Source organism: Paracoccus sp. KR1-242, assembly GCF_049446195.1.
GTDB lineage: Bacteria > Pseudomonadota > Alphaproteobacteria > Rhodobacterales > Rhodobacteraceae > Paracoccus > Paracoccus broussonetiae.
The window spans coordinates 599,119-622,407 of sequence record NZ_JBMSED010000001.1; the positions used below are offsets into that span (position 1 = coordinate 599,119).

At 65.5% G+C, this 23,289-nt stretch carries 23 protein-coding genes and 2 tRNA genes; 13 read left to right on the forward strand and 12 right to left on the reverse strand.

Going from position 1 to position 23,289, the window contains the following annotated elements; all coding sequences use genetic code 11:
* Positions 1–90: 90 nt before the first annotated feature.
* Genes glp through ACO2Q4_RS02960 form a run of 6 tightly spaced genes read right to left on the reverse strand, consistent with a single transcriptional unit; the run spans position 91 to position 4,840 of the window.
* Entirely contained in the window at positions 91–1,263 is a 1,173-nt protein-coding gene (glp, locus tag ACO2Q4_RS02935; protein WP_423317172.1) for a gephyrin-like molybdotransferase Glp, read from the reverse strand.
* Between the two features lie 34 nt (positions 1,264–1,297).
* Entirely contained in the window at positions 1,298–1,771 is a 474-nt protein-coding gene (gene moaC, locus ACO2Q4_RS02940) for a cyclic pyranopterin monophosphate synthase MoaC (RefSeq protein WP_311760123.1), read from the reverse strand.
* Positions 1,768–2,559, reverse strand: coding sequence for an indole-3-glycerol phosphate synthase TrpC (gene trpC, locus ACO2Q4_RS02945; RefSeq protein WP_311760122.1), 792 nt, complete (start codon positions 2,557–2,559; stop codon positions 1,768–1,770). The genes moaC and trpC overlap by 4 nt, the downstream gene beginning before the upstream one ends.
* Positions 2,560–2,568: 9 nt before the next feature.
* A complete protein-coding gene (locus ACO2Q4_RS02950) occupies positions 2,569–3,225 on the reverse strand; it encodes a uracil-DNA glycosylase (protein ID WP_423317175.1) in 657 nt (218 codons plus the stop codon).
* Positions 3,222–4,253, reverse strand: coding sequence for an anthranilate phosphoribosyltransferase (gene trpD / locus ACO2Q4_RS02955; RefSeq protein ID WP_311760120.1), 1,032 nt, complete (start codon positions 4,251–4,253; stop codon positions 3,222–3,224). Before trpD ends, ACO2Q4_RS02950 begins: the two co-directional genes overlap by 4 nt.
* Complete coding sequence (locus ACO2Q4_RS02960; RefSeq protein ID WP_311760119.1) at positions 4,250–4,840, reverse strand: anthranilate synthase component II; 591 nt, start codon at positions 4,838–4,840, stop codon at positions 4,250–4,252. Before ACO2Q4_RS02960 ends, trpD begins: the two co-directional genes overlap by 4 nt.
* A 119-nt stretch (positions 4,841–4,959) precedes the next feature.
* On the opposite strand from ACO2Q4_RS02960, the gene ACO2Q4_RS02965 reads away from it, so the two are divergent.
* The 5 genes from ACO2Q4_RS02965 to ACO2Q4_RS02985 all read left to right on the forward strand — a co-directional run bounded on the left by ACO2Q4_RS02965 (position 4,960) and on the right by ACO2Q4_RS02985 (position 11,803).
* Positions 4,960–5,748: a hypothetical protein gene (locus ACO2Q4_RS02965; protein ID WP_423317177.1), complete on the forward strand. Its 789-nt coding sequence runs from the start codon at positions 4,960–4,962 to the stop codon at positions 5,746–5,748.
* A gap of 8 nt (positions 5,749–5,756) precedes the next feature.
* A complete protein-coding gene (locus ACO2Q4_RS02970) occupies positions 5,757–6,932 on the forward strand; it encodes an aminotransferase (protein ID WP_423317179.1) in 1,176 nt (391 codons plus the stop codon).
* Positions 6,933–7,050: 118 nt separating this feature from the next.
* The gene (locus ACO2Q4_RS02975) at positions 7,051–8,994 is read left to right on the forward strand and encodes a peptidyl-prolyl cis-trans isomerase (protein WP_395135015.1); all 1,944 of its coding nucleotides are present in this window, start codon (positions 7,051–7,053) and stop codon (positions 8,992–8,994) included.
* Positions 8,994–10,496, forward strand: coding sequence for an anthranilate synthase component I (gene trpE, locus ACO2Q4_RS02980; RefSeq protein WP_423317181.1), 1,503 nt, complete (start codon positions 8,994–8,996; stop codon positions 10,494–10,496). Before ACO2Q4_RS02975 ends, trpE begins: the two co-directional genes overlap by 1 nt.
* A 95-nt stretch (positions 10,497–10,591) precedes the next feature.
* Positions 10,592–11,803 carry an MFS transporter gene (locus ACO2Q4_RS02985; protein WP_423317183.1) on the forward strand — a complete coding sequence of 404 codons (1,212 nt, stop codon included), beginning with the start codon at positions 10,592–10,594 and terminating at the stop codon, positions 11,801–11,803.
* Positions 11,804–11,879: 76 nt separating this feature from the next.
* On the opposite strand, the gene gpt is transcribed toward ACO2Q4_RS02985, so the two are convergent.
* The 3 genes from gpt to fabI are packed head-to-tail and all read right to left on the reverse strand — an operon-like array spanning position 11,880 to position 13,833.
* On the reverse strand, positions 11,880–12,380 hold the full coding sequence (gene gpt / locus ACO2Q4_RS02990; protein ID WP_311760113.1) for a xanthine phosphoribosyltransferase: 501 nt from the start codon (positions 12,378–12,380) through the stop codon (positions 11,880–11,882).
* 13 nt (positions 12,381–12,393) lie between these two features.
* Positions 12,394–12,996: a LysE family translocator gene (locus ACO2Q4_RS02995; RefSeq protein ID WP_311760112.1), complete on the reverse strand. Its 603-nt coding sequence runs from the start codon at positions 12,994–12,996 to the stop codon at positions 12,394–12,396.
* Between the two features lie 9 nt (positions 12,997–13,005).
* A complete protein-coding gene (gene fabI, locus ACO2Q4_RS03000; RefSeq protein ID WP_311760111.1) occupies positions 13,006–13,833 on the reverse strand; it encodes an enoyl-ACP reductase FabI in 828 nt (275 codons plus the stop codon).
* A gap of 82 nt (positions 13,834–13,915) precedes the next feature.
* On the opposite strand from fabI, the gene pdxH reads away from it, so the two are divergent.
* Positions 13,916–14,578, forward strand: a complete 663-nt coding sequence (gene pdxH, locus ACO2Q4_RS03005; protein WP_311760110.1) for a pyridoxamine 5'-phosphate oxidase — start codon at positions 13,916–13,918, stop codon at positions 14,576–14,578.
* 101 nt (positions 14,579–14,679) lie between these two features.
* On the opposite strand, the gene ACO2Q4_RS03010 is transcribed toward pdxH, so the two are convergent.
* Positions 14,680–14,838, reverse strand: coding sequence for a hypothetical protein (locus ACO2Q4_RS03010; RefSeq protein ID WP_423317187.1), 159 nt, complete (start codon positions 14,836–14,838; stop codon positions 14,680–14,682).
* Here ACO2Q4_RS03010 and ACO2Q4_RS03015 point away from each other — a divergent pair.
* From ACO2Q4_RS03015 to ptsP, 6 genes are all read left to right on the forward strand, one after another.
* Entirely contained in the window at positions 14,800–15,315 is a 516-nt protein-coding gene (locus ACO2Q4_RS03015; RefSeq protein ID WP_423317189.1) for a cold-shock protein, read from the forward strand. The genes ACO2Q4_RS03010 and ACO2Q4_RS03015 overlap by 39 nt on opposite strands.
* Positions 15,312–15,809, forward strand: a complete 498-nt coding sequence (locus ACO2Q4_RS03020; RefSeq protein ID WP_423317191.1) for a DUF192 domain-containing protein — start codon at positions 15,312–15,314, stop codon at positions 15,807–15,809. Before ACO2Q4_RS03015 ends, ACO2Q4_RS03020 begins: the two co-directional genes overlap by 4 nt.
* A 57-nt stretch (positions 15,810–15,866) precedes the next feature.
* A tRNA-Pro gene (locus ACO2Q4_RS03025) sits at positions 15,867–15,943 on the forward strand.
* A gap of 204 nt (positions 15,944–16,147) precedes the next feature.
* Positions 16,148–17,302, forward strand: coding sequence for a Hint domain-containing protein (locus ACO2Q4_RS03030; RefSeq protein ID WP_423317193.1), 1,155 nt, complete (start codon positions 16,148–16,150; stop codon positions 17,300–17,302).
* 255 nt (positions 17,303–17,557) lie between these two features.
* Complete coding sequence (locus ACO2Q4_RS03035) at positions 17,558–18,814, forward strand: aspartate kinase (RefSeq protein ID WP_311760106.1); 1,257 nt, start codon at positions 17,558–17,560, stop codon at positions 18,812–18,814.
* Positions 18,815–18,843: 29 nt separating this feature from the next.
* The gene (ptsP, locus tag ACO2Q4_RS03040; RefSeq protein ID WP_423317195.1) at positions 18,844–21,087 is read left to right on the forward strand and encodes a phosphoenolpyruvate--protein phosphotransferase; all 2,244 of its coding nucleotides are present in this window, start codon (positions 18,844–18,846) and stop codon (positions 21,085–21,087) included.
* Between the two features lie 208 nt (positions 21,088–21,295).
* On the opposite strand, the gene ACO2Q4_RS03045 is transcribed toward ptsP, so the two are convergent.
* Both ACO2Q4_RS03045 and ACO2Q4_RS03050 read right to left on the reverse strand, forming a co-directional pair.
* Positions 21,296–21,372: transfer RNA gene (locus ACO2Q4_RS03045), tRNA-Arg, on the reverse strand.
* Positions 21,373–21,465: 93 nt separating this feature from the next.
* On the reverse strand, positions 21,466–22,896 hold the full coding sequence (locus tag ACO2Q4_RS03050; protein ID WP_311760104.1) for a sensor histidine kinase: 1,431 nt from the start codon (positions 22,894–22,896) through the stop codon (positions 21,466–21,468).
* Positions 22,897–23,138: 242 nt separating this feature from the next.
* Here ACO2Q4_RS03050 and rpmH point away from each other — a divergent pair, with 242 nt between their 5' ends.
* The gene (gene rpmH, locus ACO2Q4_RS03055) at positions 23,139–23,276 is read left to right on the forward strand and encodes a 50S ribosomal protein L34 (protein ID WP_017998233.1); all 138 of its coding nucleotides are present in this window, start codon (positions 23,139–23,141) and stop codon (positions 23,274–23,276) included.
* The last annotated feature ends 13 nt before the right edge of the window (positions 23,277–23,289 follow it).

Below are 23,289 nucleotides of genomic sequence, written 5' to 3' on the forward strand. Positions count from 1 at the left end.
GACTGACATGATGTTCCTTGAATGTTCTAGAACGATCAACACCTTGCGTCAATCACTAAGCCGATTCGGGTAAAGATTGGCTTAATCCGGTCAGAGCCGGACGAAGTTGACCTGTTCGCCCGCCTTGCGGGCAGGGTCGCGGGCGGGGCGGACCAGAAGCGCGTCGGCTTCGGCCAATATCCATTGCCGCGCGCTGTCCTGATCGGTGAACGGGTCGATCACCTCCAGTCCCGCGCCCTTTTCAAGGCGCGCGCGCTGGTAATGCTGGCGGTCGCCTTCGGGCGGCAGGTCGCGGGCCAGCACCGCGCGTTCGGGCTCGTCACCGGGGGGCAGGCCCTGCATCGCGCGGATCAGAGGTTGCATGAAAAGCTTTCCGCAGACGATGGCCGAGACCGGGTTTCCCGGCAGTCCAAGCATCGCTGTCGGTCCCATCCGCCCGGCCATCAGCGGTTTGCCGGGCCGCATGGCAAGCTTGTAGAAGGAACGCTCCATCCCCAGATCGCCCGAAACCTTGGCAATCAGGTCGTGATCCCCCACCGATGCGCCGCCGATCGTCACGATCAGGTCCGCGCCCTCGGCCTCGGCAAAGCGGGCGCGCAGGCTTTCCTCGGTGTCGCGGGCAAGAGGCAGGATCGCAGCCTCGGCCCCCGCTTCGCGCGCAAGCGCCGCAATGGCGATGTCGTTCGAGCTGATGATCTGTCCCGCGCCGGGATGGCCGCCGGGTGGCACAAGTTCGTCCCCCCCGGCCAGCACCACAACGCGGGGACGCCGGGCCACGGTGATGCGCGGGACGTTCATGGCAGCGATCAGCCCCAGGTCCGAGGAGCGCAGCGCGCGCGCGGGCAGGAATTCGGTACCTTCGGCGAAATCATTGCCCTTCAGACGGATATTCAGGTTCCCGCTGCTTTCCGCCACGGTGATCCGGTCGCCGTCGCGCGTGACATGTTCCTGCATGACGACCCGGTCATAGCCGGGCGGAACCGCTGCGCCGGTGAAGATGCGGATGGCCGTGCCGTTGGGCGTCTCGCCTTCGAAGGGCACGCCCGCGGCAGCGGTTCCGATCACCGGCAAGGGACCGGGCAGATCGGCCGAGCGGAGCGCGTAGCCGTCCATCGCCGAGGCGTCGAAAGGGGGCTGCGTCAACCGCGCCACGGCCGGTGCCAGCAGCGCCCGGCCAAGCGCGTCATGGACAGCGACTTCCTCGGGTTCCGGCGGGGTCGCGAGCGCAAGGACAAGGGCACGGGCTTCTTCGACGCTGATCATGGAGTGCCTTTCGCGATGCGGCTTTCGGGGGGCTTCACGGGGCGGCGCGGAACTCGCCCGATTTGCCGCCGGTCTTGGACAGCAGGCGGATCCCCTCGATCCGCATGTCCTTTTGCGCCGCCTTCAGCATGTCATAGACGGTCAGGCAGGCCGTGGTGACGGCGGTCAGCGCCTCCATCTCGACCCCGGTCTTGCCGGCGGTCTTGACGGTTGCCGTGACGCGGATGCCGGGCAGGGCGGGGTCGGCGGCAAGATCGACCGCGACCTTGGTGATCGGCAGCGGATGGCAAAGCGGGATCAGGTCCGAGGTGCGCTTGGCCCCCATGATCCCGGCCAGCCGCGCGACGCCCATGACATCGCCCTTGGCTGCGCCGCCCTGGGCCAGCGCCAGAGTTTCGGCGGACATGATGACGGTGCCTTCGGCCACGGCTTCGCGCGCGGTTTCCGCCTTGGACGAGACGTCGACCATGTGGGCCTGTCCCTGGGAATCGAAATGGGTCAGCGTCATGCGGCCAGCCCCAGAATGTCGCGCGTGGCGCGAGTGACGTCCGCCTGGCGCATCAGGCTTTCCCCGATCAGGAAGCGCCTGACCCCGGCATCGGCCATCCGGTTCAGATCCTCCGGGGTGAAAAGGCCACTTTCGCAGACCACGTCGCGATCGGCAGGGACATGCGGGGCCAGGTCCAGCGTCGTTTGCAGGCTGACATCGAAGGTCTTGAGATTGCGGTTGTTGATCCCGACCAGCGGCGATTTCAGCCGAAGCGCGCGGTCCAGCTCCTCACGGTCATGGACCTCGATCAAGGCATCCATGCCCCAATGGAAGGCGGCGTCCTCAAGCTCGGCGGCCAGGGCATCGTCGACCGAGGCCATGATGATCAGGATGCAATCCGCGCCCCATGCGCGCGCCTCGGCCACCTGATAGGTGTCGTAAAGAAAATCCTTGCGCAGTGCGGGCAGGTCGCAGGCGGCACGGGCGGCGGTCAGGAAATCCGGCGCACCCTGAAAGCTGGGTCCGTCCGTCAGCACCGACAGGCAGGCGGCGCCCCCGGCCTGATAGGCGCGGGCCAGCGCCGGCGGGTCGAAATCGGGGCGGATCAGTCCCTTCGACGGGCTCGCTTTCTTGATCTCGGCGATCAGGGCGTGGCCGGTGCCTGCCTTGTCCGCCAGTGCGCGGGCGAACCCGCGAGGGGCATCGGCGGCGCGTGCGGCCTCTTCGACCCCGGCCAGCGGGCGGGCGGCCTTGGCGGCGGCGATTTCGTCAAGCTTGTAGGCTTTGATGCGGTCCAGAATGTCCATGTCGGATTTTTACTCTGCGTCGGCTGTTTCGGAAAGAGCCCAGTCGATCGGGGCGTCGCCTTGCGCCGCCAGCCAGTCATTGACCCGGCTGAACGGGCGCGAGCCGAAAAAGCCGCGACGGGCGGAAAGAGGCGAGGGGTGGGCGGTTTCGATCACCAGATCCTGCGGACGCGGCAGACCCGCCAACGCCTTTTGCGCGTGTGCGCCCCAAAGGATGAAGGCCAGCGGGCGTTCAGCCTGTGCGCGGGCGACGGCCTGGCGGGCCAGCCGCTCCCATCCCCATTTCGCATGGATCCCGGCCTGACCGGGAAGAACCGAAAGCGAGGTGTTCAGCAGCAGGACACCCTGACGTGCCCAGTGGCTCAGGTCGCCATTTTCCGGGGCGCGGCCAAGGTCGTCGCGCATCTCGGCATAGATGTTCCTCAGCGAGCGCGGCAACGCGGTTTCGGGTGTGACCGAAAAGGCCAGCCCGTTCGCATGTCCCTGCGTGGGATAGGGATCCTGACCCAGGATCACGACCCGCGCGCGTTCGGGGGGCGTCAGGTCCAGTGCCGCAAAGACGCGGGCGGGGCCGGGCAGCCAGTCCTGACCTTCCAGCCGCGTCGAAATGGCGGGCCAGTCGTCGCGGAAGAAGGGCAGGTCGGCCCAGGCTTGGGGCAGGCTCATGCCTCGGGCGGGGCGCCGACCTGGCGGGCCAGCGCCTCCAGCTTGGCGGCGGCCTTGCCGCTATCGATGGACTCGCGCGCCATTTCGGCCCCGCTGCGCAGGTCCGAGGCGCGGCCCGCGATCACCAGCGCCGCGGCGGCATTCAGAAGCACCGCGTCGCGATAGGCCCCTTTTTCTCCCGCCAGAAGCGCGCGCAGCGCGGCTGCGTTCTGCGCGGGTTCGCCGCCCAGCACCGAGTCGAAAGGATGGACGGGCAGGCCCGCATCCTCGGGCGAGATCTCGAATTCGGTCACGTCGCCGTCCTTCAGCTGCGCGACCCAGGTCGGTCCCGCGATCGAGATCTCGTCCGTGCCGTCCGAGCCATGGACAAGCCACGCCTTGTCGCTGCCCAGCTCGCGCAGGGTCTCGGCCATAGGGCGGTTCCAGATCCTGTCGAAGGTTCCGGTCAACTGCCGGCGGACCGAGCCGGGATTGGTCATCGGTCCCAGCAGGTTGAAGATGGTGCGCGTGCCAAGTTCGGTCCGGGCAGGGCCGACATGGCGCATCGCGGGATGGTGCATGGGCGCCATCATGAAGCAGATGCCGATCTCGGCCAGCGCCTGTTCCGCGACCTCGGGCGGGGTCATGACGTTCAGGCCCAGATGGGTCATCGCGTCGGCCGAGCCGGATTTCGACGACAGGTTGCGGTTGCCGTGCTTGGCGACCGGCACGCCCGCCCCCGCGACGACAAAGGCCGTCGCGGTCGAGATGTTCAGCGTGCCCTTGCCGTCGCCGCCGGTGCCGACGATGTCGATCGCGTCATCGGGGGCCTTGATGCGGTTCATGCGGGCACGCATCGCGCGGGTCGCGGCGGCCATTTCCTCGACCGTCTCGCCACGCACGCGCATCGCCATCAGCAGGCCGCCGATCTGGGCGGGGGTGGCCGCGCCCTCGAACAGCGCGCCGAACGCGGCCTCGGCCTCGGCCCCGGTCAGGGGACGGGTTGCTGCCACGCCGATCAGCGGGCGGATATCCGAAGGCGCGTTCATGCTGCCGATTCCAGGTTCGAGCAGCGGCGCAGGAAGTTGCGGATCATGTCATGTCCGTATTCCGAGGCGATGCTTTCGGGGTGAAACTGCACCCCCTCGATCGGCAGCGTCCGGTGCGTAAGCCCCATGATGGTGCCGTCCGGCGCGGTCGCGGTGACGCGCAGGCAGTCGGGCAGGCTTTCCGGCTCGACCGTCAGCGAGTGATAGCGCGTCGCCGTCAGCGGCGAGGGAAGGCCCGCGAAGACCCCGGTGCCGTCATGGCTGATCGCGTCGGTTTTGCCGTGGACGATGCGGCTGGCGCGCACGACCTTGCCGCCGAAGGCCTCGCCGATGGCCTGATGGCCAAGACAGACGCCCAGGATCGGCACCGCGCGTTCGGCGGCGGCCTTGATCAGCGGGACGATGATCCCCGCCTGTGCCGGATCGCAGGGACCGGGCGAGATCAGGATACCTTGCGCACCCATGCCAAGGGCGTCCTCGACGCTCAGCGCATCGTTTCGCCAGACCCGGACATCCGCACCGGCTTCGCCCATGTAATGGACGAGGTTCCAAGTGAAGCTGTCGTAGTTGTCGATGAGCAGGATCATGGCTGGGCCTTGCATTGGGGGGTGAACCCCGGAAAATCTGCGGTTATAGATGGTGCAAAGCCGGCAGGAGGGTCAACCCCGCGGGCGACAAAAACAGGGGCGGAGGGAGCGGGTCACCCATGGCAAGGGGATTTGCGGCGGGACTGTTTCAGGGGGCGCTGGCCTGCAGCGCCGGACTTGTCGTCCTTTCGCTGCTGCTGCCGCCACCTCCGCGCGCGGTTGTCGCGTTGACGCCGGAACCTTCCCCCGCTGCCATTCCCGATCCTGCGGTGCAACCGCAAGCGGAACCCGTGCCGCTGCCTGCTGCCGCCGAGATCCCGGCCGCGCCGGCCACGCCGCTTGTGGCCGAACCCGTGGCGCCGCCCGCCCCCCTGGCTCCCGTGGCAGAGGATGCATTGGCGATTCCGCCCCCCGCGCCCGCCACTGCCAGTGAGGCGGAGGATGTGGACAGCGGGCCAGCGGCCGAGACGCTTGCCATGCCGGAAGCGTCGGAATTTGCCCGCAGCTCTGACCTTGCGCCTGCCACGCCAGAACCAATGGCGACCTTGGACCGGCCGGGCGAGGCGCCCGCAATTCCGGCCCCTGCGGGCGAGATCTCACCCGCCTCGGCCACGCCCGTTCCGCTGCCCGAGGCGCGCGGAGATGCCCCCGCCGCCCCGACGATGACCGCGCCAGCCCCCGATCCGGTCGATCTGCCGCTGATGGTCTACGCCGACCCCGCCGCGCAGCCGACCCCCGCCGCCGCGACCGTGCCAGAGCGCCCGAAGCTGCCAGAGGGTGGGCCGGACGCGGCCCCGGTCGCCCGCATTCCCGCGCCCGCCCCGGTCTCGGCCCCGGCCGTTGGGGACGGGCTGGACCTGACCACCCCGCCCGATTTCGGTGCCTTGCACCTCAACGATGCGAATTGAGTGATCCTATGCTGCCCTTGAACCCCGCCCTTGCCGCAACCTTCCGCCCCCCGGTGATGGAGGCGCGGCGCTGGTTGGAGGGGGTGACCTTCGCCCCCGACCGCCCCCTGATCAACGTGAGTCAGGCCGCCCCGGTCGAGCCGCCGCCGGAGCCTCTGCGCCGCGCGATGGCCGACGCCGCGCTGAACCTGCCGGACGCGCATTTCTATGGCCCCGTGCTGGGGCGTGCGGAACTGCGCGAGGCGGTGGCAAAGGACTGGAGCCATGCCTATGGCGGCACGATTCGCGCGGGTCAGGTCGCGATCACTCAGGGCTGCAATCAGGCCTTTTGCGCGGCGATCCAGACCCTTGCTGGGGCAGGGGACGAGATCATCCTGCCGCTGCCCTGGTATTTCAACCACAAGATGTGGCTGGACATGCAGGGCATCCGTTCGGTCGGTCTGCATTGCGGGCAGGGAATGATCCCCGACGCGGCCGAGGCGGCGAAGTTGATCAACGATCGCACCCGCGCGATCGTGCTGGTCAGCCCCAACAACCCCTCCGGCGCGGAATACCCGGCGGAGACCCTGCGGGCATTCTTCGATCTCGCGCGTTCGCGCAACCTGGCGCTGATCGTGGACGAGACCTATCGCGATTTCGACTCGCGGTCGGGCGCGCCGCATGCACTGTTCTCCGATCCGGACTGGGGCGACACGCTGATCCACCTTTACAGCTTCTCGAAGGCCTACCGTCTTACCGGTCATCGCATCGGGGCGCTGATCGCCAGCGATGCCCGGATGGTCGAGGTCGAAAAGTTCCTGGACACCGTCGCCATCTGCGCCAGCCAGATCGGCCAGATCGGCGCGGCCTGGGGGATGGAGAACCTTGGCGATTGGCTGGCCGGCGAGCGGGCCGAGATCCTGGCCCGCCGCGCCGCGATGGAGGAGGGCATGGCGACCCTTCAGGGCTGGAAGGTCAAGGGCTGCGGGGCCTATTTCGCCTGGGTCGAGCACCCGTTCGACCTGTCCTCTCCCGAGCTTGCCCGGCGGCTGGTGCGCGAGGCGGGCGTGTTGTTGCTGCCGGGTACCATGTTCATGCCCGAAGGCGACGCGCAGGGGGCGCGCCATGTGCGCATCGCCTTTGCCAACGCGGACAGGGCAGGGATCGGCGCGCTGATGCAGCGGCTGGCAGGCTTTCAGGGCTGAGGAAACCGGCAGTCTTTTGATCGCGCTTCCCCGGCCCGGAAGGGTCGCGGCACTTGCCGCCGGGGGCCGTGCAGCCTAAAGACTGCCGACAGGACGAAAACACGGGCAGGACAATCACATGCGCGGCAAGGGCAAATCGACCATCGTCTGGTTGCTGATGGGGATGCTGGTCCTGGGGCTTGGCGGCTTCGGCGTGACCAATTTCTCGACCGGGACGAGCGATATCGGATCGGTCGGCGATGTCGAAGTGTCGTCGCGCGACTACGCGCGCGCGCTTCACAACGAGATGCAGGACTTCTCGGCCCGTACCGGCCGGCAATTGACCCCGGCAGAGGCCCGGACCATCGGGATCGACCAGGCCGCGCTGTCGCGCCTGCTGATCGGTGCTGCGCTTGAGGACGAGGCGAACCGGCTGGGCGTTTCCGTCGGCGACCAGGCCGTCCTGGCCCAGATCCGCGATGCCGCCGCGTTCAAGGGGCTGGACGGCAAGTTCGACCGCGCGCGCTATGCCGATACGCTGAGCCGCGAAGGCATCCGCGAGCCCGAGTTCGAACATGACCTGCGCATGGACGAAGCCCGTCTGATCCTGAACCGTGCGGCCCTGGCTGGCGTCACCGCCCCGGCGGCCGTGACCGATCGCACCCTTGGCTGGCTGCGCGAGACGCGCGACATCCACTGGATCGAACTGACTGCCGCCGATCTGCACGCACCCATCGCGGCGCCGGACGACGCCACGCTGGAAGCCTGGCACAAGGCGAACGAAGCCCGCTTCACCGCGCCCGAGACGCGCAAGATCACCTATGTCTGGCTGACCCCCGAAATGCTGGAAAGCAAGGTCGAAGTGGACGAGCAGGCCCTGAAGGATCTGTACCAACAGCGCATCTCGGACTTCCAGCAGCCCGAGCGCCGCATGGTCGAGCGTCTGGTCTTTCCGACCGCCGACGCCGCCGCTGCCGCCAAGGCCCGTCTCGACAAGGGCGAGATCACTTTCGAACAGCTTGCGGGCGAACGCGGCCTGAGCCTGACCGATATCGACCTGGGCGAAGTCAGCAAGGCGCAGCTTGGTGCCGCGGGCGATGCCGTCTTTGCGCTGGAACAGCCCGGCGTCGCCGGACCGGCGGACAGCGATCTTGGTCCCGCGCTTTTCGCAATGAACGCGATCCTTGAACCGGTGAACGTCACTTTCGATCAGGCCAAGGCCGACCTGCGGGTCGAAGCCGCGCTGGACCGTGCCCGCCGCCAGATCGAGGAACAGACCACCAGCGTCTCGGACCAGCTTGCAGGCGGCGCCACGCTTGAGGATCTGGCCAAGGAAGCCGGAATGCAGATCGGCAAGATCGACTGGACGGGGGCCGAGGATTCGACCCCGAACAGCATCGCCGCCTATCCCGAGTTCCGCCAGAAGGCCGCCGAGATCGGGCAGTCGGACTTTCCCGAGATCGTCTCGTTCGAGGATGGCGGCATCTTTGCGCTGCGCCTTGACGAGATCGTGCCGCCAAAGCTGATTCCCTTTGCCGAAGTGCGCACCCGCGTCTTGGACGACTGGATGCAGAACGAAACCCGCCGTCAGCTTCTGGCCCTGGCCGAAGAGCGCAAGGTCGCGACCGAAGCCGCCGCTGGCCCGGTGCCCGATCCCGCCCCGGCAGCGACCGCACCCGTCGCGCAGGCGGTGGGTGCCGTGGCCCAGACGCCCGCGCCCGCCGAACCCGTGACCGCCCCCGCTGCGCCGGACAAGGGCCATGCCCAGACCGGCCTGACCCGTGGCGGTTTCATCAACGGCGTGCCGCAGGATGTCATCACCCGCGCCTTCAAGATCACCGACCCCGGCACGACCGAGGTTGTCGATGCCGAAAACCGGGTCTTCCTTGTGACGCTTGACCAGGTTCATGCCGCCGAAACCGACGGAACCGAGGCCGCGCAGATGCGCGATGGCATCCAGAACCGGCTGAGCGATTCGATGCGTCAGGACGTGTTCGAATACTTCACCCGTGCCGTTCAGACGCAAAGCGGCGTCGCCGTGAACCAGACCGCAGTCGATGCGGTGAATGCGCAGATGCAGTGATGGATATTGCACCCGAGTTTCCCGATTTCGAACGCGGCTGGGCCGAAGGCCGGAACCAGCTTCTGACCATCCGCCTTGCGGCTGACCTGGACACCCCCGTCAGCCTGATGCTGAAACTGGCCGAGGCGCAGACGAACAGCTTCATGCTGGAAAGTGTGACCGGGGGCGAGGTTCGCGGCCGCTATTCCTTCGTCGGCATGAAGCCTGACGTGGTCTGGGACTGCCGCGACGGCAAGGCGCGGATCAACCGCAATGCCCGCTATTCCGAGGAGTTCACCACCGATGAACGCCCGGCGCTGGAAAGCCTGCGCGCCCTGATCGCGGAATCCCGTATCGACATGCCCGACGGCGTGCCTGCGGGTGCGGCGGGGCTGTTCGGCTATCTGGGCTACGACATGATCCGGCTGGTCGAGCGCCTGCCGAACGTGAATACCGATACGCTGGGCCTGCCCGACGCGGTGATGATGCGCCCCTCGGTCGTGGCTGTCCTGGATGGCGTCAAGGGCGAGGTGCTGCTGTGTGCCCCCGCCTGGCACCAGGACGGGCTGCCGGCTCGGGCCGCCTATGCCCAGACGGCCGAGCGTCTGATGGAGGCCCTGCGTTCGCTTGACCGCCAGCCCAGCGAACCGCGCGCCCTTGGTCACGATTTGAAGGTCGGGGAACTGCGCTCGAACTTCTCGAAAGAGGCCTATCTGGCCGCGGTCGAGAAGGCCAAGGACTATATCCGCGCGGGCGACATCTTCCAGGTCGTGCCCTCGCAACGCTGGGCGATGGATTTCCCGCTGCCGCCCTTTGCGCTTTACCGCAGCCTCCGGCGCACGAACCCGTCGCCATTCATGTTCTTCCTGAACTTCGGCGGCTTCCAGATCGTCGGCGCCAGCCCCGAGATCCTCGTTCGCCTGCGCGGCGGTGAAGTCACCGTGCGCCCGATCGCCGGCACGCGTCCGCGCGGCGCGACGGTGGACGAAGATAACGCGCTGGAAGCCGATCTTCTGGCCGACGAAAAGGAACTGGCCGAGCATCTGATGCTGCTGGACCTGGGCCGCAACGACGTCGGACGCGTCGCCAAGATGGGTACCGTCACCCCGACGGAGAAGTTCATCGTCGAACGCTACAGCCACGTCATGCACATCGTATCGAACGTGGTGGGCGAGCTTCGCGAGGGTGAGGACGCGCTTTCCGCGCTGCTGGCGGGGATGCCCGCGGGCACCGTGTCGGGCGCGCCGAAAGTCCGGGCGATGGAGATCATCGACGAGCTGGAGCCGGAAAAGCGCGGCGTCTATGCGGGTGGCGTGGGCTATTTTGCCGCGAATGGCGAGATGGACATGTGCATCGCGCTGCGCACCGGCGTCATCAAGGATCACACCCTTTATATCCAGGCGGGCGGCGGCGTCGTCTATGACAGCGACCCCGAGGCCGAATTCGTCGAGACCGAGAACAAGAGCCGTGCGCTGAAGCGGGCGGCCGAGGAAGCGGCGCGGTTCGTGCGCGGCAACGGCTAGCGACCGGGGTGGGAAGGCGTGGGGGCGGAGCGCGCCCCTGGCCGTCCCGCCCGACATGCCCTGCTTGCGCGTAACCCAGTCAAAGGGGCCCGGAGATGCAGAATGCTTCGCAGGGGCCCGTGGCGCCCGGTCGCCCGCGCCCCGCGATCCCGGCCACGGTCTGGATGCTGGGCGTCGTCAGCCTGCTGATGGATGTCTCGTCCGAGATGATCAACACCCTGCTACCGCTGTACCTGGCGGGCGGGCTGGGCGTTTCGGCGCTGGCGATCGGCTTCATCGAGGGTCTGTCCGTCGCCATCGCGACCGTCACCAAGTTCCTGTCGGGCGTTCTGTCGGACTGGAGCCGCCGCGCCAAGCCGCTGGCCGTGCTGGGATACGGTCTTGGCGCGTTGTCGCGGCTGATCTTTCCGATGGCGGTGACGCTTGACCAGATCGTGCTGGCCAAGGCGATGGACCGCGTCGGCAAGGGCATCCGGGGCACCCCGCGAGACGCCATCGTCGCGGCGGTGACCCCGCCCGGGATCCGCGGCGCAAGCTTTGGTCTTCGCAAGTCGTTGGACACGGTCGGCGGATTTGTCGGGCCGCTGATCGCGGTCGGCGCGATGCTCCTGCTGGCGGGGGATATCGCCCGCGTCTTCTGGATCGCCACGATCCCCGCAGTGCTGGCGGTGGTGGTCCTGATCCTTGGCGTCCGGGAACCCGAGGGCGAGCGCGACGTGAAGCGGCCGGACTTCCGTCTTGCCGATGCGTTCCGGCTGAACCGGGCTGTCTGGGTGGTGATCGCGCTTGCCTCGGTCATCATGCTGGCGCGCTTCAGCGAGGCATTCGTGCTGCTGAAATCACTTGAGGCGGGCTTCTCTCCGGCTTGGGTGCCGCTGTCGATGGTGGTGATGCACGCGGTCTATGGCCTGACGGCCTGGCCGGTCGGCGTCATGTCCGACAGGATCGGAACTGGGGGGCTGCTGCTGGTCAGCCTGGGCTTTCTGCTGGGCGCGCATCTGGTGTTGGCCTTCGCGGGAACTGTCTGGATCTTTCTGCTGGGCACGGTGCTTTGGGGCCTGCACATGGGATTTTCGCAGGGACTTCTGGGCGCGATGATCGCGGGCGCAACGCCCGATGCCTTGAAGGGCAGTGCATTCGGCACCTTCAACCTGGTGACGGGCGTGGCCGTCCTGATCGGGAATACCGCTGCGGGATGGCTGTGGCAAAGCGCGGGTTCGGCGATGCCCTTTCTGGTCGGGGCGGGGTTGACCCTTGCCGCCATGACCTGCATCGCCATCGGCCGGCATAGATTTTTCCGCACCTGAAGAAGCGGCGGGCTCGCCAAATGAAAAACCCCGGCCGGGCCGGGGTTTTGGCGCGTTCCGGCAGTGCCGGGGTGGATCAATCTTCGCCGCGATAGGGCTGGACGTATTGCAGCGCCATGTCCCAGGGGAAGAAGATCCAGGTGTCCTGGCTGACCTCGGTCACATAGGTCTGGACCATCGGCCGGCCTTTGGGCTTGGCATAGACGGTGGCGAAATGCGCCTTGGGATATAGCTTGCGCACATGCTCCAGCGTGCGGCCGGAATCGACCAGATCGTCGATGACCAGGATGCCGTCGCCATCGCCCATCAGGTCGTGGTCCGGGGCCTTCAGGACCTGGATTTCGCCCTGTCCAGCCTCGGTCCCCACGCCTTTGTAGGATTTGACCGAGATCGTGTCGATGGTCCGCACGTCCAGTTCCCGCGCGACGATCATCGCGGGGACCAGCCCGCCGCGGGTAATCGCCAAGATGGCGCGCCATTCCCGGCCATCCAGCCGCCATGCCAGCGCGCGCGCATCGCGGTGCATCTGGTCCCAGCTGATATGAAACCCGCGTTCATGAGGCAGGCGGTCGTTCATTTACTCGATCCTTTCAGTGCTTCACGATCAACATCAGGCCCAGCAACGTCATGGCGACGGCCGCGGCCCGGTCGATCCAGAATTTCGCGCCAAAATAGCGCCTGCGCATGGCCGCTGTCGACATCAGAACGGCAACCGACGCATACCAGAACAGCTCGGTCGCAAGACAGATCGCATAGATCAATGCCTGACGCTGCGGCGCCAGCGGCTCGGGAAACACGCTCAGGATCAGGGCGGCGTAAAACAGCGCTGGCTTGGGGTTCGACAGGTTCAGCGCGATCCCGCTGCGAAAGCCCCGCTTTGTCCCCGATGCGGCATCTGGCAGCGGCTGGGTCGATGCCCGCCACAGGCCCCAGGCGAACCACAGCAGATAGCAGCCGCCGAAGATCTTCATGGTGACGAAAAGCTGAGGATGCAGTCGGAACACCACCGCCAGGCCCGCCAGCGCGAAGATGCACCACAGCGAGGCGCCGGCGGCCAACCCCAGCGCATAGGGCAGGGCACGGCCACGGCCATGCGCGAAGGCGGTCTGAACCGTCGCGATCATGGCCGGGCCGGGCGACAGGATCGCCAGCGTAAGCGCGGATACAAGCGCGATGACCTGCTCGACGCTCATGATGCCGGATCAGTCTTTTTTCGTCGTGGCGATATCGGGTGCGTCGACGGCCTTCATGCCGACGACATGATAGCCGGCGTCGACGTGATGGGTCTCACCCGTCACGCCCGAGCCCAGATCCGACAGCAGGTACAGGGCGGACTTGCCGACCTCATCCTGGGTCACGTTGCGACGCAGCGGCGAATTCAGCTCGTTCCATTTCAGGATATAGCGGAAATCGCCGATGCCCGAGGCCGCGAGCGTCTTGATCGGACCGGCCGAGATGCCGTTCACGCGGATGCCGTCCTTGCCCAGATCCTCGGCCAGGTAGCGGACGCTGGCCTCCAGCGCGGCCTTGGCGACTCCCATGACGTTATAGTGCGGCATGACGCGCTCTGCGCCGTAATAGGTCAGGGTGACCATGCTGCCGCCATTCGTCATCATCGCGGCAGCGCGGCGTGCCACGGCGGTGAAGGAATAGACCGAGATGTCCATGGTCATCAGGAAATTGTCGCGTGTGGTATCGGCATAGCGCCCGCGCAGTTGATCCTTGTCGGAAAAACCGATGGCGTGGACGATGAAGTCGATACTGTCCCAACGCTCGGCGATCGTCGAGAACAGGCCATCGATCGACGCCTCGTCCGAGACGTCGCATTCGGCCAGAAGGTCCGATCCGACCTGAGCAGCCAACGGCTCGACTCGGCGCTTCAGCGCCTCGCCCTGATACGAAAACGCCAGCTCGGCGCCGTGGTCCGCCAACGCCTTGGCAATGCCCCAGGCAATGGACTTGTCATTGGCGAGACCCATGATGAGGCCGCGACGGCCTTTCATCAGCCCCATACCGGCTTCACTTGACATGATGCTGCCCCTCGCGCTTCTTCGATTTTGGCAGGATTAGGACAACTGCAAGGGGGCATCAAGTGTCGGCAATCGCAACGCCATGACGGACAGGACCGGAATCTTCGCGGGGGACGACCCCTTCGACATCGCGCGAGCATGGCTCGAGGAGGCTGTGCGAACCGAACCGAACGACCCCAACGCCATCGCTTTGGCCACCGTGGACGGAGATGGCCTGCCCGATGTCCGCATGGTGCTGCTGAAGGATATCGAGGGGCAGGGTGCCGATGGCGCCTTCGTCTTCTACACCAATTTCGAAAGTGCCAAGGGCCTTCAGATCGACGAGACGGGCGTCGCCGCCTTCGTCATGCACTGGAAGTCGCTGCGCCGGCAGATCCGGGTGCGGGGCCATGTCTCGCGCGTCGAATCCGAGGTTGCTGATGCCTATTATGCCTCGCGCGCCTTGCAGTCGCGGATCGGTGCCTGGGCCTCGCATCAAAGCCGTCCGCTGGAAAGCCGGGCCGCGCTGATGGCCGAGGTCGCAAAGCAGGGGATCAATCTTGGGTTGCGCCCGCGGCGTCCGGATCATTGGGGCGGCTACCGGATTCGGCCTGTCCAGATCGAGTTCTGGGCCGACGGCGCGTTCCGCCTTCACGACCGCTTTCAGTGGCGCAGGCGCAATTCTGCCAAGGAAGGCAGCAACATGGTCGGCGGATCTGCGTCAGCGGGGGAAACTTTGTGGAGCGTCCGGCGTCTTAGCCCTTGATGCGGAAGATCGTTTTATCCATGGTATGGAAAACCTGACTGATTACTGAGCCGGTCCGTCCAGTTCATCCCTGCGTTGTCAAGGCATGAAGGCGGAACGGTTTAGCCATTGGCCGGCTTGTCACTTGGGGATAAGTAAGCGAAATGACTGATAACGACGATCAGCAGCGGGAAGTCGCCGGGGTCGTGAAATGGTTCGACGGCAGCAAGGGCTTCGGATTTTTGACCGATCCCGATGGCGGCGCCGATATTCTGCTTCATGCCAACGTCCTGCGCAATTTTGGCCAGAGCTCGGTGGCGGAAGGCGCGCATGTCCGCGCCATGGTGCAGAAGACCCCGCGCGGCATTCAGGCTGTCGAGATCCTCGCGATCGACGCCCCCGCAAGCGAACCGATGCCCGCCATAGCCGATCTTTGCTCGGCCACGCCCGAAGAGGTCGCTCGCCTTCCCCTGCTGCCGGCCCGCGTGAAGTGGTTCGACAAGGCCAAAGGGTTCGGATTTGCAAATATCTTCGAGCAGAAGGCCGATGTCTTCCTGCATGTCGAGGTGCTGCGTCATTCGGGCTTTTCCGATCTGGCCGTGGGTGAAGCGATCGCCATTCGTGTCGTTGATGGCCGCCGTGGGTTGATGGCCGCGCAGATCCTCTCCTGGGAAAGAGCAGTGACAGAGGCGCGTGGTACACAACCGGGGGGGGCGGCCGCGCTCGCTAAACTGCGGCTGGTTGCGGGCGCGGTATGAAATGGCAGGCCGCAGCTGTTGTTCTGATCTTCACGACATCCACGAGTGCAGGTTTCGCCGCCTCGCTTGACTGTGCCGAAGACAAGGCCGTTTTTCTGGGGGGTGATTCCCCGGTCCAGGTTTCGGTCGAAATCGCTGACGACCCCGACGAGCGGGCGCAGGGACTGATGTTCCGCAAGAGCCTGCCACAAGGGCATGGGATGCTGTTCGTCTATGAGCATCCCCAGCCCGTCAACTTCTGGATGCGCAATACGCTGATTCCTCTGGACATGATCTTCATCGACCAGAGGGGCGAAGTGCGTCATGTCCACCCCATGGCCCGCCCGCTGGACGAGACCTCGATCTCGGGCGCTGCAATCGGTGACCCCGCACCGGATAGGCTTATGGTCCTTGAGGTCGCCGGAGGAGAGGCCGCGCGTCTGGGACTGCGGCCGGGCATGGTATTGGCCCATCCCCGCGTCCCATCTGCCGACGCAATCGCCCACTGCAACTGAATCCGGTTCGTTTTCCCCTTCCCCCCGCCAAGACGAGCGGTTAGACAACCCGTGGTCCGGGGCGTAGCGCAGCCTGGTAGCGCGACGGTTTTGGGTACCGTAGGCCGGAGGTTCGAATCCTCTCGCCCCGACCAGATTTTACCCTGATTGCCACACTAGCCGACCGTGCCGTCACAGGCGCTCACGGATGGCATTCGGACTGGGCACCTGCAAACGGTTTCAGCATATTCCACCCAATCACGATCGGCGGACTGCCGCGATGGCTGGCATGTTTTCGTTTACGGCTGGTCAGGCGCTCACTAGCATCTCACGCAGGAGTGAATCGAGAGGAGTGTGCGATGGCAACCTTAACATTCGATACCGACACGATTGCGACGGGCAACAACGTCGGCGGTGGGTTGGAGGTCTCCTCCCTTCCCATCAACGATTTTCTGGCCAGCCAGGGGATCACGGATACATCGAATGCAGAATTCATCCTGGAGATTCCGGACGAAGATCTGGAATACTCGGACGTTACCGGAGACGGCAACCCTGAATACTGGGTGCCCAGCGGTACCCAGCCGACGGCCATGTATATCGACGTGGATGGCGATGGGACGCCGGAATATCAGGTTGTTGATCCGAACAACAACTCGCCCATGACGCGTGATGGCCAGAGCGGCGCGCACATGGCCAAGATCAACCAAAGCTTGAACGTCTACACCTACCCCTATGATCCGGATAATCCGGGCACGCCGTTGGGCACCACGGGCGGGAACATGTATTTCGCGACCGACGGCCAGCCCTTTACCGAGGGCGAGATCCGGCCGGTGGTCGACGATACGACCGGTGACGACAACCAGCTTATCATGGACGCCACCATCGTCTGCTTTACCCGCGGGACACTGATCGCGACGCCCACGGGACCGCGCAAGGTCGAGGATCTGCAGGTTGGCGACCTTGTCGAGACGCTGGATCACGGGCCGCAGCCGATCCGCTGGATCGCCTCACGCAAGATCGACGGGGGATCCCTGGATCTGCGCCCCGAACTTCGCCCGATCCGCATCCCTGCGGGTGCCTTGGGCAAGGGCTATCCTCAGCAGGATCTGCTGGTATCGCCGCAGCATCGAATCGCGCTTGCCTCCTCGGTCATCGAAGGGTTGTTCGGCGAAGACGAAGTGCTGGTTTCCGCCAAGATGCTGATCGGGCACCGCGGCATCGCGGCGGAAGCGGCTTCCGAGGTCGAGTATTTCCACTTCATCCTGGACCAGCACGAGCTTGTCTGGGCGAATGGGGCGCTGACGGAAACCATGCTGGCCGGTCCCATGGCGCTGAAGGCGCTGGGGGCAGAGCAGTGCCGCGAGCTTGCGTTGATCTTCCCTGAAATCGCGATGCCCGGTTTTGTGCCCACGCCTGCGCGACGGGTTTTGAAGCGGCACGAAAACAAGAAGGCCCTGCGCCAGCACGACGCAAGTGGCGAGAGCCTTTATGAAAGGAAGGCCGTGGCGGTCTGATCGCGGCCGCCAGCCCGTGCCCGCCGCATGGGGCAGGGGATCGGTGACATGCGGCGCCCGGTCGTGTCTGGGCGCTGCATCCCCGGCGCGACGGATGGCTGCGTAGCGTTGCGGCCCCGTCCGCCAGCGGACGCCATTCTTCGCGCCGCGGTAAAGCTTGGCCAAATCCGCGGACAAGTCCTTTCCGCCCTTGCCCTTTCCCGGCGCGCCCCCTAGAACGCGCCCCTGAAATCCTGTGGCTGCTGGGGGCATGGAATGCCGCTTCTGGTAATGAAATTCGGCGGCACTTCGGTGGCCGACCTGAACCGCATCAAGAATGCCGCGATGAAGGTCAAGCGCGAGGTTGAACGCGGCTATGACGTCATCGTCATCGTCAGTGCCATGTCCGGCAAGACGAATGAGCTAGTCGGCTGGGTCGAGGCGACCTCTCCGCTGTTCGATGCGCGCGAATACGACGCCGTTGTCGCCTCGGGCGAGAATGTGACGGCGGGGCTCATGTCACTGACCTTGCAGGAAATGGACGTGCCCGCACGCTCCTGGCAGGGCTGGCAGGTGCCGATCAACACGACGTCGCAGCATTCTTCGGCGCGTTTCGTGGACATTCCGCGCAAGAACATCGACACGAAATTCGCCGAGGGCATGAAGGTTGCCGTGGTCGCGGGCTTCCAGGGCATCTCGCCCGAGGGACGCATCACCACGCTGGGCCGGGGCGGTTCGGACACGACCGCCGTGGCCTTTGCGGCCGCCTTCGGGGCCGAGCGTTGCGATATCTATACCGACGTGGACGGGGTCTATACCACCGATCCGCGCATCGCCTCGAAGGCGCGTAAGCTTGAGAGGATCGCTTTCGAGGAAATGCTGGAACTGGCCAGCCTGGGCGCCAAGGTCCTTCAGACCCGCTCGGTCGAGCTGGCGATGCGCTACAAGGTCCGCCTGCGGGTGCTGTCGTCCTTTGAGGATACGGACGAAACCAGCGGCACTCTGATCTGCGATGAGGATGAAATCATGGAATCGAAAGTCGTCAGCGGCGTCGCCTCTTCCCGAGAGGAGGCCAAGATCACCCTGGTCACGGTCGAGGACAAGCCGGGCATTTCTGCCGCGATCTTCGCACCGCTGGCAGAACTGGGTGTGAACGTGGACATGATCGTCCAGAACATCTCGGAAAAGGATTACGAGGATCACCCCGGCGCGGTGACCGACATGACCTTTTCCTGCCCGGTGAACCAGGTCGCCCGCGCCCGCAAGGCGATGGAGGATGCCAAGGCCGCCGGCCACATCGCCTATGACGACCTGGTCGTCGATACCGAGGTCGCCAAGGTTTCGGTCGTGGGCATCGGGATGCGCAGCCATGCCGGGGTCGCCGCGCGCATGTTCAAGGCGCTTGCCGACGAGAACATCAACATCAAGGTGATCTCCACCAGCGAGATCAAGATTTCGGTGTTGATCGACCGCAAATATATGGAACTCGCGGTTCAGGCGCTGCATGATGCCTTCGAACTGGAACAGGCCTGAGTGAGCTTCGGGCCGTGATCGGAGGATCCGTGCCCGAACGCAAGGACAGCGACTCGCGCAAGCTGCTGCTGCGGTTGCGCGAGATTTTGGCGGCTCCGGGCGATGGCCAGGACCGCCTTGACAGGATCACCCATCACATCGCGGATTCGATGGGGACGCAGGTCTGCTCGATCTATCTGTTCCGCGATTCCGAAACGCTTGAGCTTTGCTCGACCGAGGGTCTGAAGGCGGCATCCGTTCACCAGACCCGCCTGCGCCTGGGAGAGGGGCTGGTCGGCCGCGTTGCCCGCTATGGCCGCCCGCTGAACACTGCCGACGCGCCTTCGGAACCCGGTTTCCGTTATATGCCCGAGACCGGCGAAGAGGTCTATTCCAGCTTCCTTGGCGTTCCGATCCAGCGCGTGGGCGAAAAGGTCGGCGTGCTGGTCGTGCAGTCCCGTGACGCCCGCCTGTTCAGCGAGGACGAGGTCTATGGCCTGGAAGTCGTCGCGATGGTTCTGGCCGAGATGGCCGAGCTTGGCGCCTTTCTGGGCAGCCAGTCCGACAGCATGCCCCTGCGCCATCGTTTCCCGGTCCTGTTCCGCGGCACCACCGGACAAGAGGGTGCGGCCGAAGGGCGCGTCTGGCTGCACGAGCCGCGCGTGGTCGTGACCAATCCGGTCGGAGAGGATCCGCAAAAGGAAAGGGCGCGGTTGGGCGAAGGCGTCGCCATGCTGCGGACCACCGTGGATTCGTTGCTGGCCGGAAATCAGATGGGATCGGGCGACAGCGCCGAGGTTCTTGAAACTTATCGCATGTTTGCCAATTCGCGCAGCTGGCTGCGCCGGATGGAGGAGGCCATCGATCTTGGCCTGTCGGCCGAAGCGGCGGTCGAGAAAGAGCAGAGCCAGGCTCGTGCGCGATTGGAAAGCGCTGCCGATCCCTATCTGCGCGACCGCCTGCATGATCTGGACGACCTCTCCAACCGCCTGCTGCGCATCCTGACGGGGCAGGGCAAGGACACCGGCGCCGAGATGCCCGAGAACCCGATTCTCGTTGCGCGCAATATCGGACCTGCCGAGCTTCTGGATTATGGCCGCAAGCTGCGTGGCGTCGTGCTTGAGGAGGGATCGGTTGGCAGCCATGCCGCCATCGTCGCCCGCGCGCTGTCGATTCCGCTTGTCATCCATGCCGAACGCATCACGACCGAGGCGCTGAACGGTGATCAGATCCTGGTGGATGGCGACATGGGCGTCGTTCACCTGCGCCCCGAGGAAACCGTCGCCAATGCCTTCCGCGACAAGATGGCGATGCAGGCCGAGGCGCAGCAGCGCTATGCCGGTCTGCGCGATCTGCCCGCGACCGCGCGCTGCGGGACGACGATCCAGCTTTACATGAATGCTGGCCTGATGGCCGACCTGCCCAGCCTGGAAAGTTCGGGTGCCGAGGGTGTGGGGCTGTTCCGCACCGAGCTTCAGTTCCTGGCCCGGACCCGCGTTCCGCGCCGGGGCGAGCTTGCCTCGCTTTACACCAAGGTCTTGGACAACGCGCAGGGCAAGCCGGTGATGTTCAGGACGCTGGACATCGGCTCGGACAAGGTCCTGCCCTATATGAAGCCGCAGGATGAGCCGAATCCGGCCATGGGCTGGCGTGCGATCCGCGTCGGGCTGGACAAGCGGGGCGTGCTGCGGATGCAGCTGCAGGCCCTCATACGCGCCTCTGCGGGGCGGCCGCTGCATGTCATGTTCCCATTCATCACCGAGATGGGCGAGTTCGAGGAAGCCCATCGCCTGCTGATGGAGCAGATCGCCCGCGAACAGCGACTTGGACATGCCATGCCAACCGATGTTCGCGTCGGCGCGATGCTGGAAACCCCGTCTCTGGCCTTCGCGCCGAAGAAATTCTTCGAGATGTGCGATTTCATCTCGGTCGGTGGCAACGACCTGAAGCAGTTCTTCTTTGCGGCCGATCGCGAGAATGAGCGTGTCCGCCGCCGCTATGATTCGCTCAACATTACCTTCATCAGCCTGCTCGAGCAGATTCTCCAGCGCTGCAACGATGCGCGTGTCCCGGTGTCGTTCTGTGGAGAGGATGCCGGCCGCCCGATCGAGGCAGTGACCTTTGCCGCGCTGGGATTCCGCAGATTGTCGATGCGCCCGGCCTCGATCGGTCCCGTAAAGCACCTGATCCGCCGCGTGGATCTGGGCGAATTGAGGCAGGTGATCGACGACGCGCGCGAACAGGGCGAGACGAACCTGCGCCACTGCGTCACTGACTGGCTGGCCCGGCAATAGGCTGCCCCCCAACGGCAAAGGCCTCAGTGGCCCTTCCAGGCCCCGCTGAAGGGTTCTGTGCGCATTTCTGCTGACCTCCAGTCAAATCCACCCCGAGGCGCGGACGCCCCCGGACGGTTTTGTCGATCTGCCGGAACTGCTTGAAGCCAAACAGCAAAACGCCGAGCCTTGCTGTGCAAGGCTCGGCGTTTTTGCCGGTTTAGTCTAATGGCGGACCCGGAGCGATTCGAACGCCCGACCCCCAGATTCGTAGTCTGGTGCTCTATCCAGCTGAGCTACGGGTCCGCTGTGAGGCGGTTATCTAGAGACAGTGGCGGGGGGGTGCAAGGGCGAAAATGCAGTTTCTGGAAATTTGGTGTGAAAAACTTTTCCACAAGCTCATTCGACCAATTCTCCGGGTATGATCGACACCCCCGCCAGCTCGCGCGGCAGCTTCAGGCAGAACTGGCTGCCATCTTCGTCACTGCGCAGCAGCTCCAGACGGCCTCCGTGATTCCTGACGAGGTCGGCGGCGATGGCAAGGCCAAGCCCCGTGCCGCCCTTGCGGGATCCGCCCGAAAAAGGCTGGAACAGGTGATCGCGTGCCTTCTGCGGCAGACCGGGGCCGGTATCGCCGACTCGGATGAACCATTCCGCTTCGTCCTCGCCCGCGCCGATCTCGATGGTGCCGGGGCGGCGCGTCGCTTCGATCGCCTGCCGGGCGTTGCGCACAAGGTTCGACAGGACGCGGAACAACTGGTCGCGGTCGGCGCGGATCACCAGTCCGGCCGGCACGTCGGTCAGGAACTCGATCGGCTCGGCGCCGTCGATTCGGTCGGCGGCGAGCGCCTCGGCCTCGGTCACCTCGGCGACAAGGTTGGCCAGGTTGAACCGGGACAAGGATGGCGCCGGTTCCTCGGCCTTGCCGAAGGCCAGCGTCGTTTCGCACAGGTTCACCGCGCGGCTGATCGAGTTCACAAGCTTCGGGGCGGCGCGGCGCACGGCCGGGTCCGCGCTTGTCTCAAGCCGGTCCGCGAAGATCTGCGAGGTGGTCAGGATATTGCGCAGGTCGTGGCTGATCCTTGCGACGGCCTGGCCAAGCTGGGCCAGCCGCTCTTTCTGCTTCAGGGCCGAGGTCACGGTTCGTTGCATGGCGGCCAGAGCGGTCTCGGCCTCGTTCAGCTCGGCCAACCGCGCGGTGGGCGTGATGATCGAGCGCGCATCCTCGGGCGCGTTGGCATAGGCGGTCATGTGGTTGATGACGCGCCGGATCGGGACCAGCAGCATCCGCTGCGCCGCGACGTTCAGCAGCAAGGCCGTCAGGATCGAGAACGCGGCCGAGATCAGCAGCAGGCGCAACCCGTAATCGATCATCTCGCGGCGCAGAAGCTGCGTATCCATCGTGATTTCGATCAGTTGTCCGGCCTGGTTCACCGGCGCTCCGATCACCCGGATCACCCGCTTCTGGCGATCGGCAAGCTGCGCCATCGCGTCCCGCGCTGAGGTCCAGAAGGGTTGTTCGCGCAGGTCATAGGTGGCGGCGATGGGGCCGGGGATGGGCGAGGACAGCACGAGTTGGCGCACGTCGTTGCGCCGCAGCACCACGTTGAACACGCCCGCATTCTCAAGCAGCTCGGATTCCAGGTCCGAGGCAAGCGACTCATCCGTCGCCAGAAGCGCAAGACTGGCGATCTGCGCCCGCTCAAGGCGCGATTCCAGAAAATCCAGGCGATAGTTCGCAAGTGCCGGCAAAAGGATCAGCAGTTCAGCCAGAACCACGAAGATCCCCGTCAGAAGTGCGAATCGCCCGGAAAGGGTATTCAGGGACATGTTAACCTTTTATATTCCACCCTCGTCCGCGGCGTTCGCGACGCAGCACAAGGTTGCATCGCCTGTGTTCAAACATGCGTGACCGGGTGCTGGTTCCCGGCGACAGCACCCTGCGACGAATTGTCGGCATTGTGGTTGACTCGGGCTCGGGCTCCGACTATGCACCGGGCCTCGAATAGACCGGCGCGTCTTGCGTGGGCCGATTGCCCATACCCTGACACGCCCTGACCCGGAGTTACAAGATGTCGAAACGCACCTACCAGCCGTCGAACCTGGTTCGCGCCCGCCGTCACGGCTTCCGCGCGCGCATGGCGACCAAGGGCGGCCGCCGCGTCCTGAACGCGCGCCGCGCCAAGGGCCGCAAGTCGCTCAGCGCGTAAGCTTCGCGCCGCA

Bases quoted from the DNA above. Each gene is read 5' to 3' on its own strand.
- glp (WP_423317172.1), bottom strand. From the start codon at position 1,263: ATGATCAGCGTCGAAGAAGCCCGTGCCCTTGTCCTTGCGCTCGCGACC.
- moaC (WP_311760123.1), bottom strand. From the start codon at position 1,771: ATGACGCTGACCCATTTCGATTCCCAGGGACAGGCCCACATGGTCGAC.
- trpC (WP_311760122.1), bottom strand. From the start codon at position 2,559: ATGGACATTCTGGACCGCATCAAAGCCTACAAGCTTGACGAAATCGCC.
- ACO2Q4_RS02950 (WP_423317175.1), bottom strand. From the start codon at position 3,225: ATGAGCCTGCCCCAAGCCTGGGCCGACCTGCCCTTCTTCCGCGACGAC.
- trpD (WP_311760120.1), bottom strand. From the start codon at position 4,253: ATGAACGCGCCTTCGGATATCCGCCCGCTGATCGGCGTGGCAGCAACC.
- ACO2Q4_RS02960 (WP_311760119.1), bottom strand. From the start codon at position 4,840: ATGATCCTGCTCATCGACAACTACGACAGCTTCACTTGGAACCTCGTC.
- ACO2Q4_RS02965 (WP_423317177.1), top strand. From the start codon at position 4,960: ATGGCAAGGGGATTTGCGGCGGGACTGTTTCAGGGGGCGCTGGCCTGC.
- ACO2Q4_RS02970 (WP_423317179.1), top strand. From the start codon at position 5,757: ATGCTGCCCTTGAACCCCGCCCTTGCCGCAACCTTCCGCCCCCCGGTG.
- ACO2Q4_RS02975 (WP_395135015.1), top strand. From the start codon at position 7,051: ATGCGCGGCAAGGGCAAATCGACCATCGTCTGGTTGCTGATGGGGATG.
- trpE (WP_423317181.1), top strand. From the start codon at position 8,994: ATGGATATTGCACCCGAGTTTCCCGATTTCGAACGCGGCTGGGCCGAA.
- ACO2Q4_RS02985 (WP_423317183.1), top strand. From the start codon at position 10,592: ATGCAGAATGCTTCGCAGGGGCCCGTGGCGCCCGGTCGCCCGCGCCCC.
- gpt (WP_311760113.1), bottom strand. From the start codon at position 12,380: ATGAACGACCGCCTGCCTCATGAACGCGGGTTTCATATCAGCTGGGAC.
- ACO2Q4_RS02995 (WP_311760112.1), bottom strand. From the start codon at position 12,996: ATGAGCGTCGAGCAGGTCATCGCGCTTGTATCCGCGCTTACGCTGGCG.
- fabI (WP_311760111.1), bottom strand. From the start codon at position 13,833: ATGTCAAGTGAAGCCGGTATGGGGCTGATGAAAGGCCGTCGCGGCCTC.
- pdxH (WP_311760110.1), top strand. From the start codon at position 13,916: ATGACGGACAGGACCGGAATCTTCGCGGGGGACGACCCCTTCGACATC.
- ACO2Q4_RS03010 (WP_423317187.1), bottom strand. From the start codon at position 14,838: ATGAAGCAGAATATCGGCGCCGCCATCGGGATCGGTCAAAAATCCGAA.
- ACO2Q4_RS03020 (WP_423317191.1), top strand. From the start codon at position 15,312: ATGAAATGGCAGGCCGCAGCTGTTGTTCTGATCTTCACGACATCCACG.
- ACO2Q4_RS03030 (WP_423317193.1), top strand. From the start codon at position 16,148: ATGGCAACCTTAACATTCGATACCGACACGATTGCGACGGGCAACAAC.
- ACO2Q4_RS03035 (WP_311760106.1), top strand. From the start codon at position 17,558: ATGCCGCTTCTGGTAATGAAATTCGGCGGCACTTCGGTGGCCGACCTG.
- ACO2Q4_RS03050 (WP_311760104.1), bottom strand. From the start codon at position 22,896: ATGTCCCTGAATACCCTTTCCGGGCGATTCGCACTTCTGACGGGGATC.
- rpmH (WP_017998233.1), top strand. From the start codon at position 23,139: ATGTCGAAACGCACCTACCAGCCGTCGAACCTGGTTCGCGCCCGCCGT.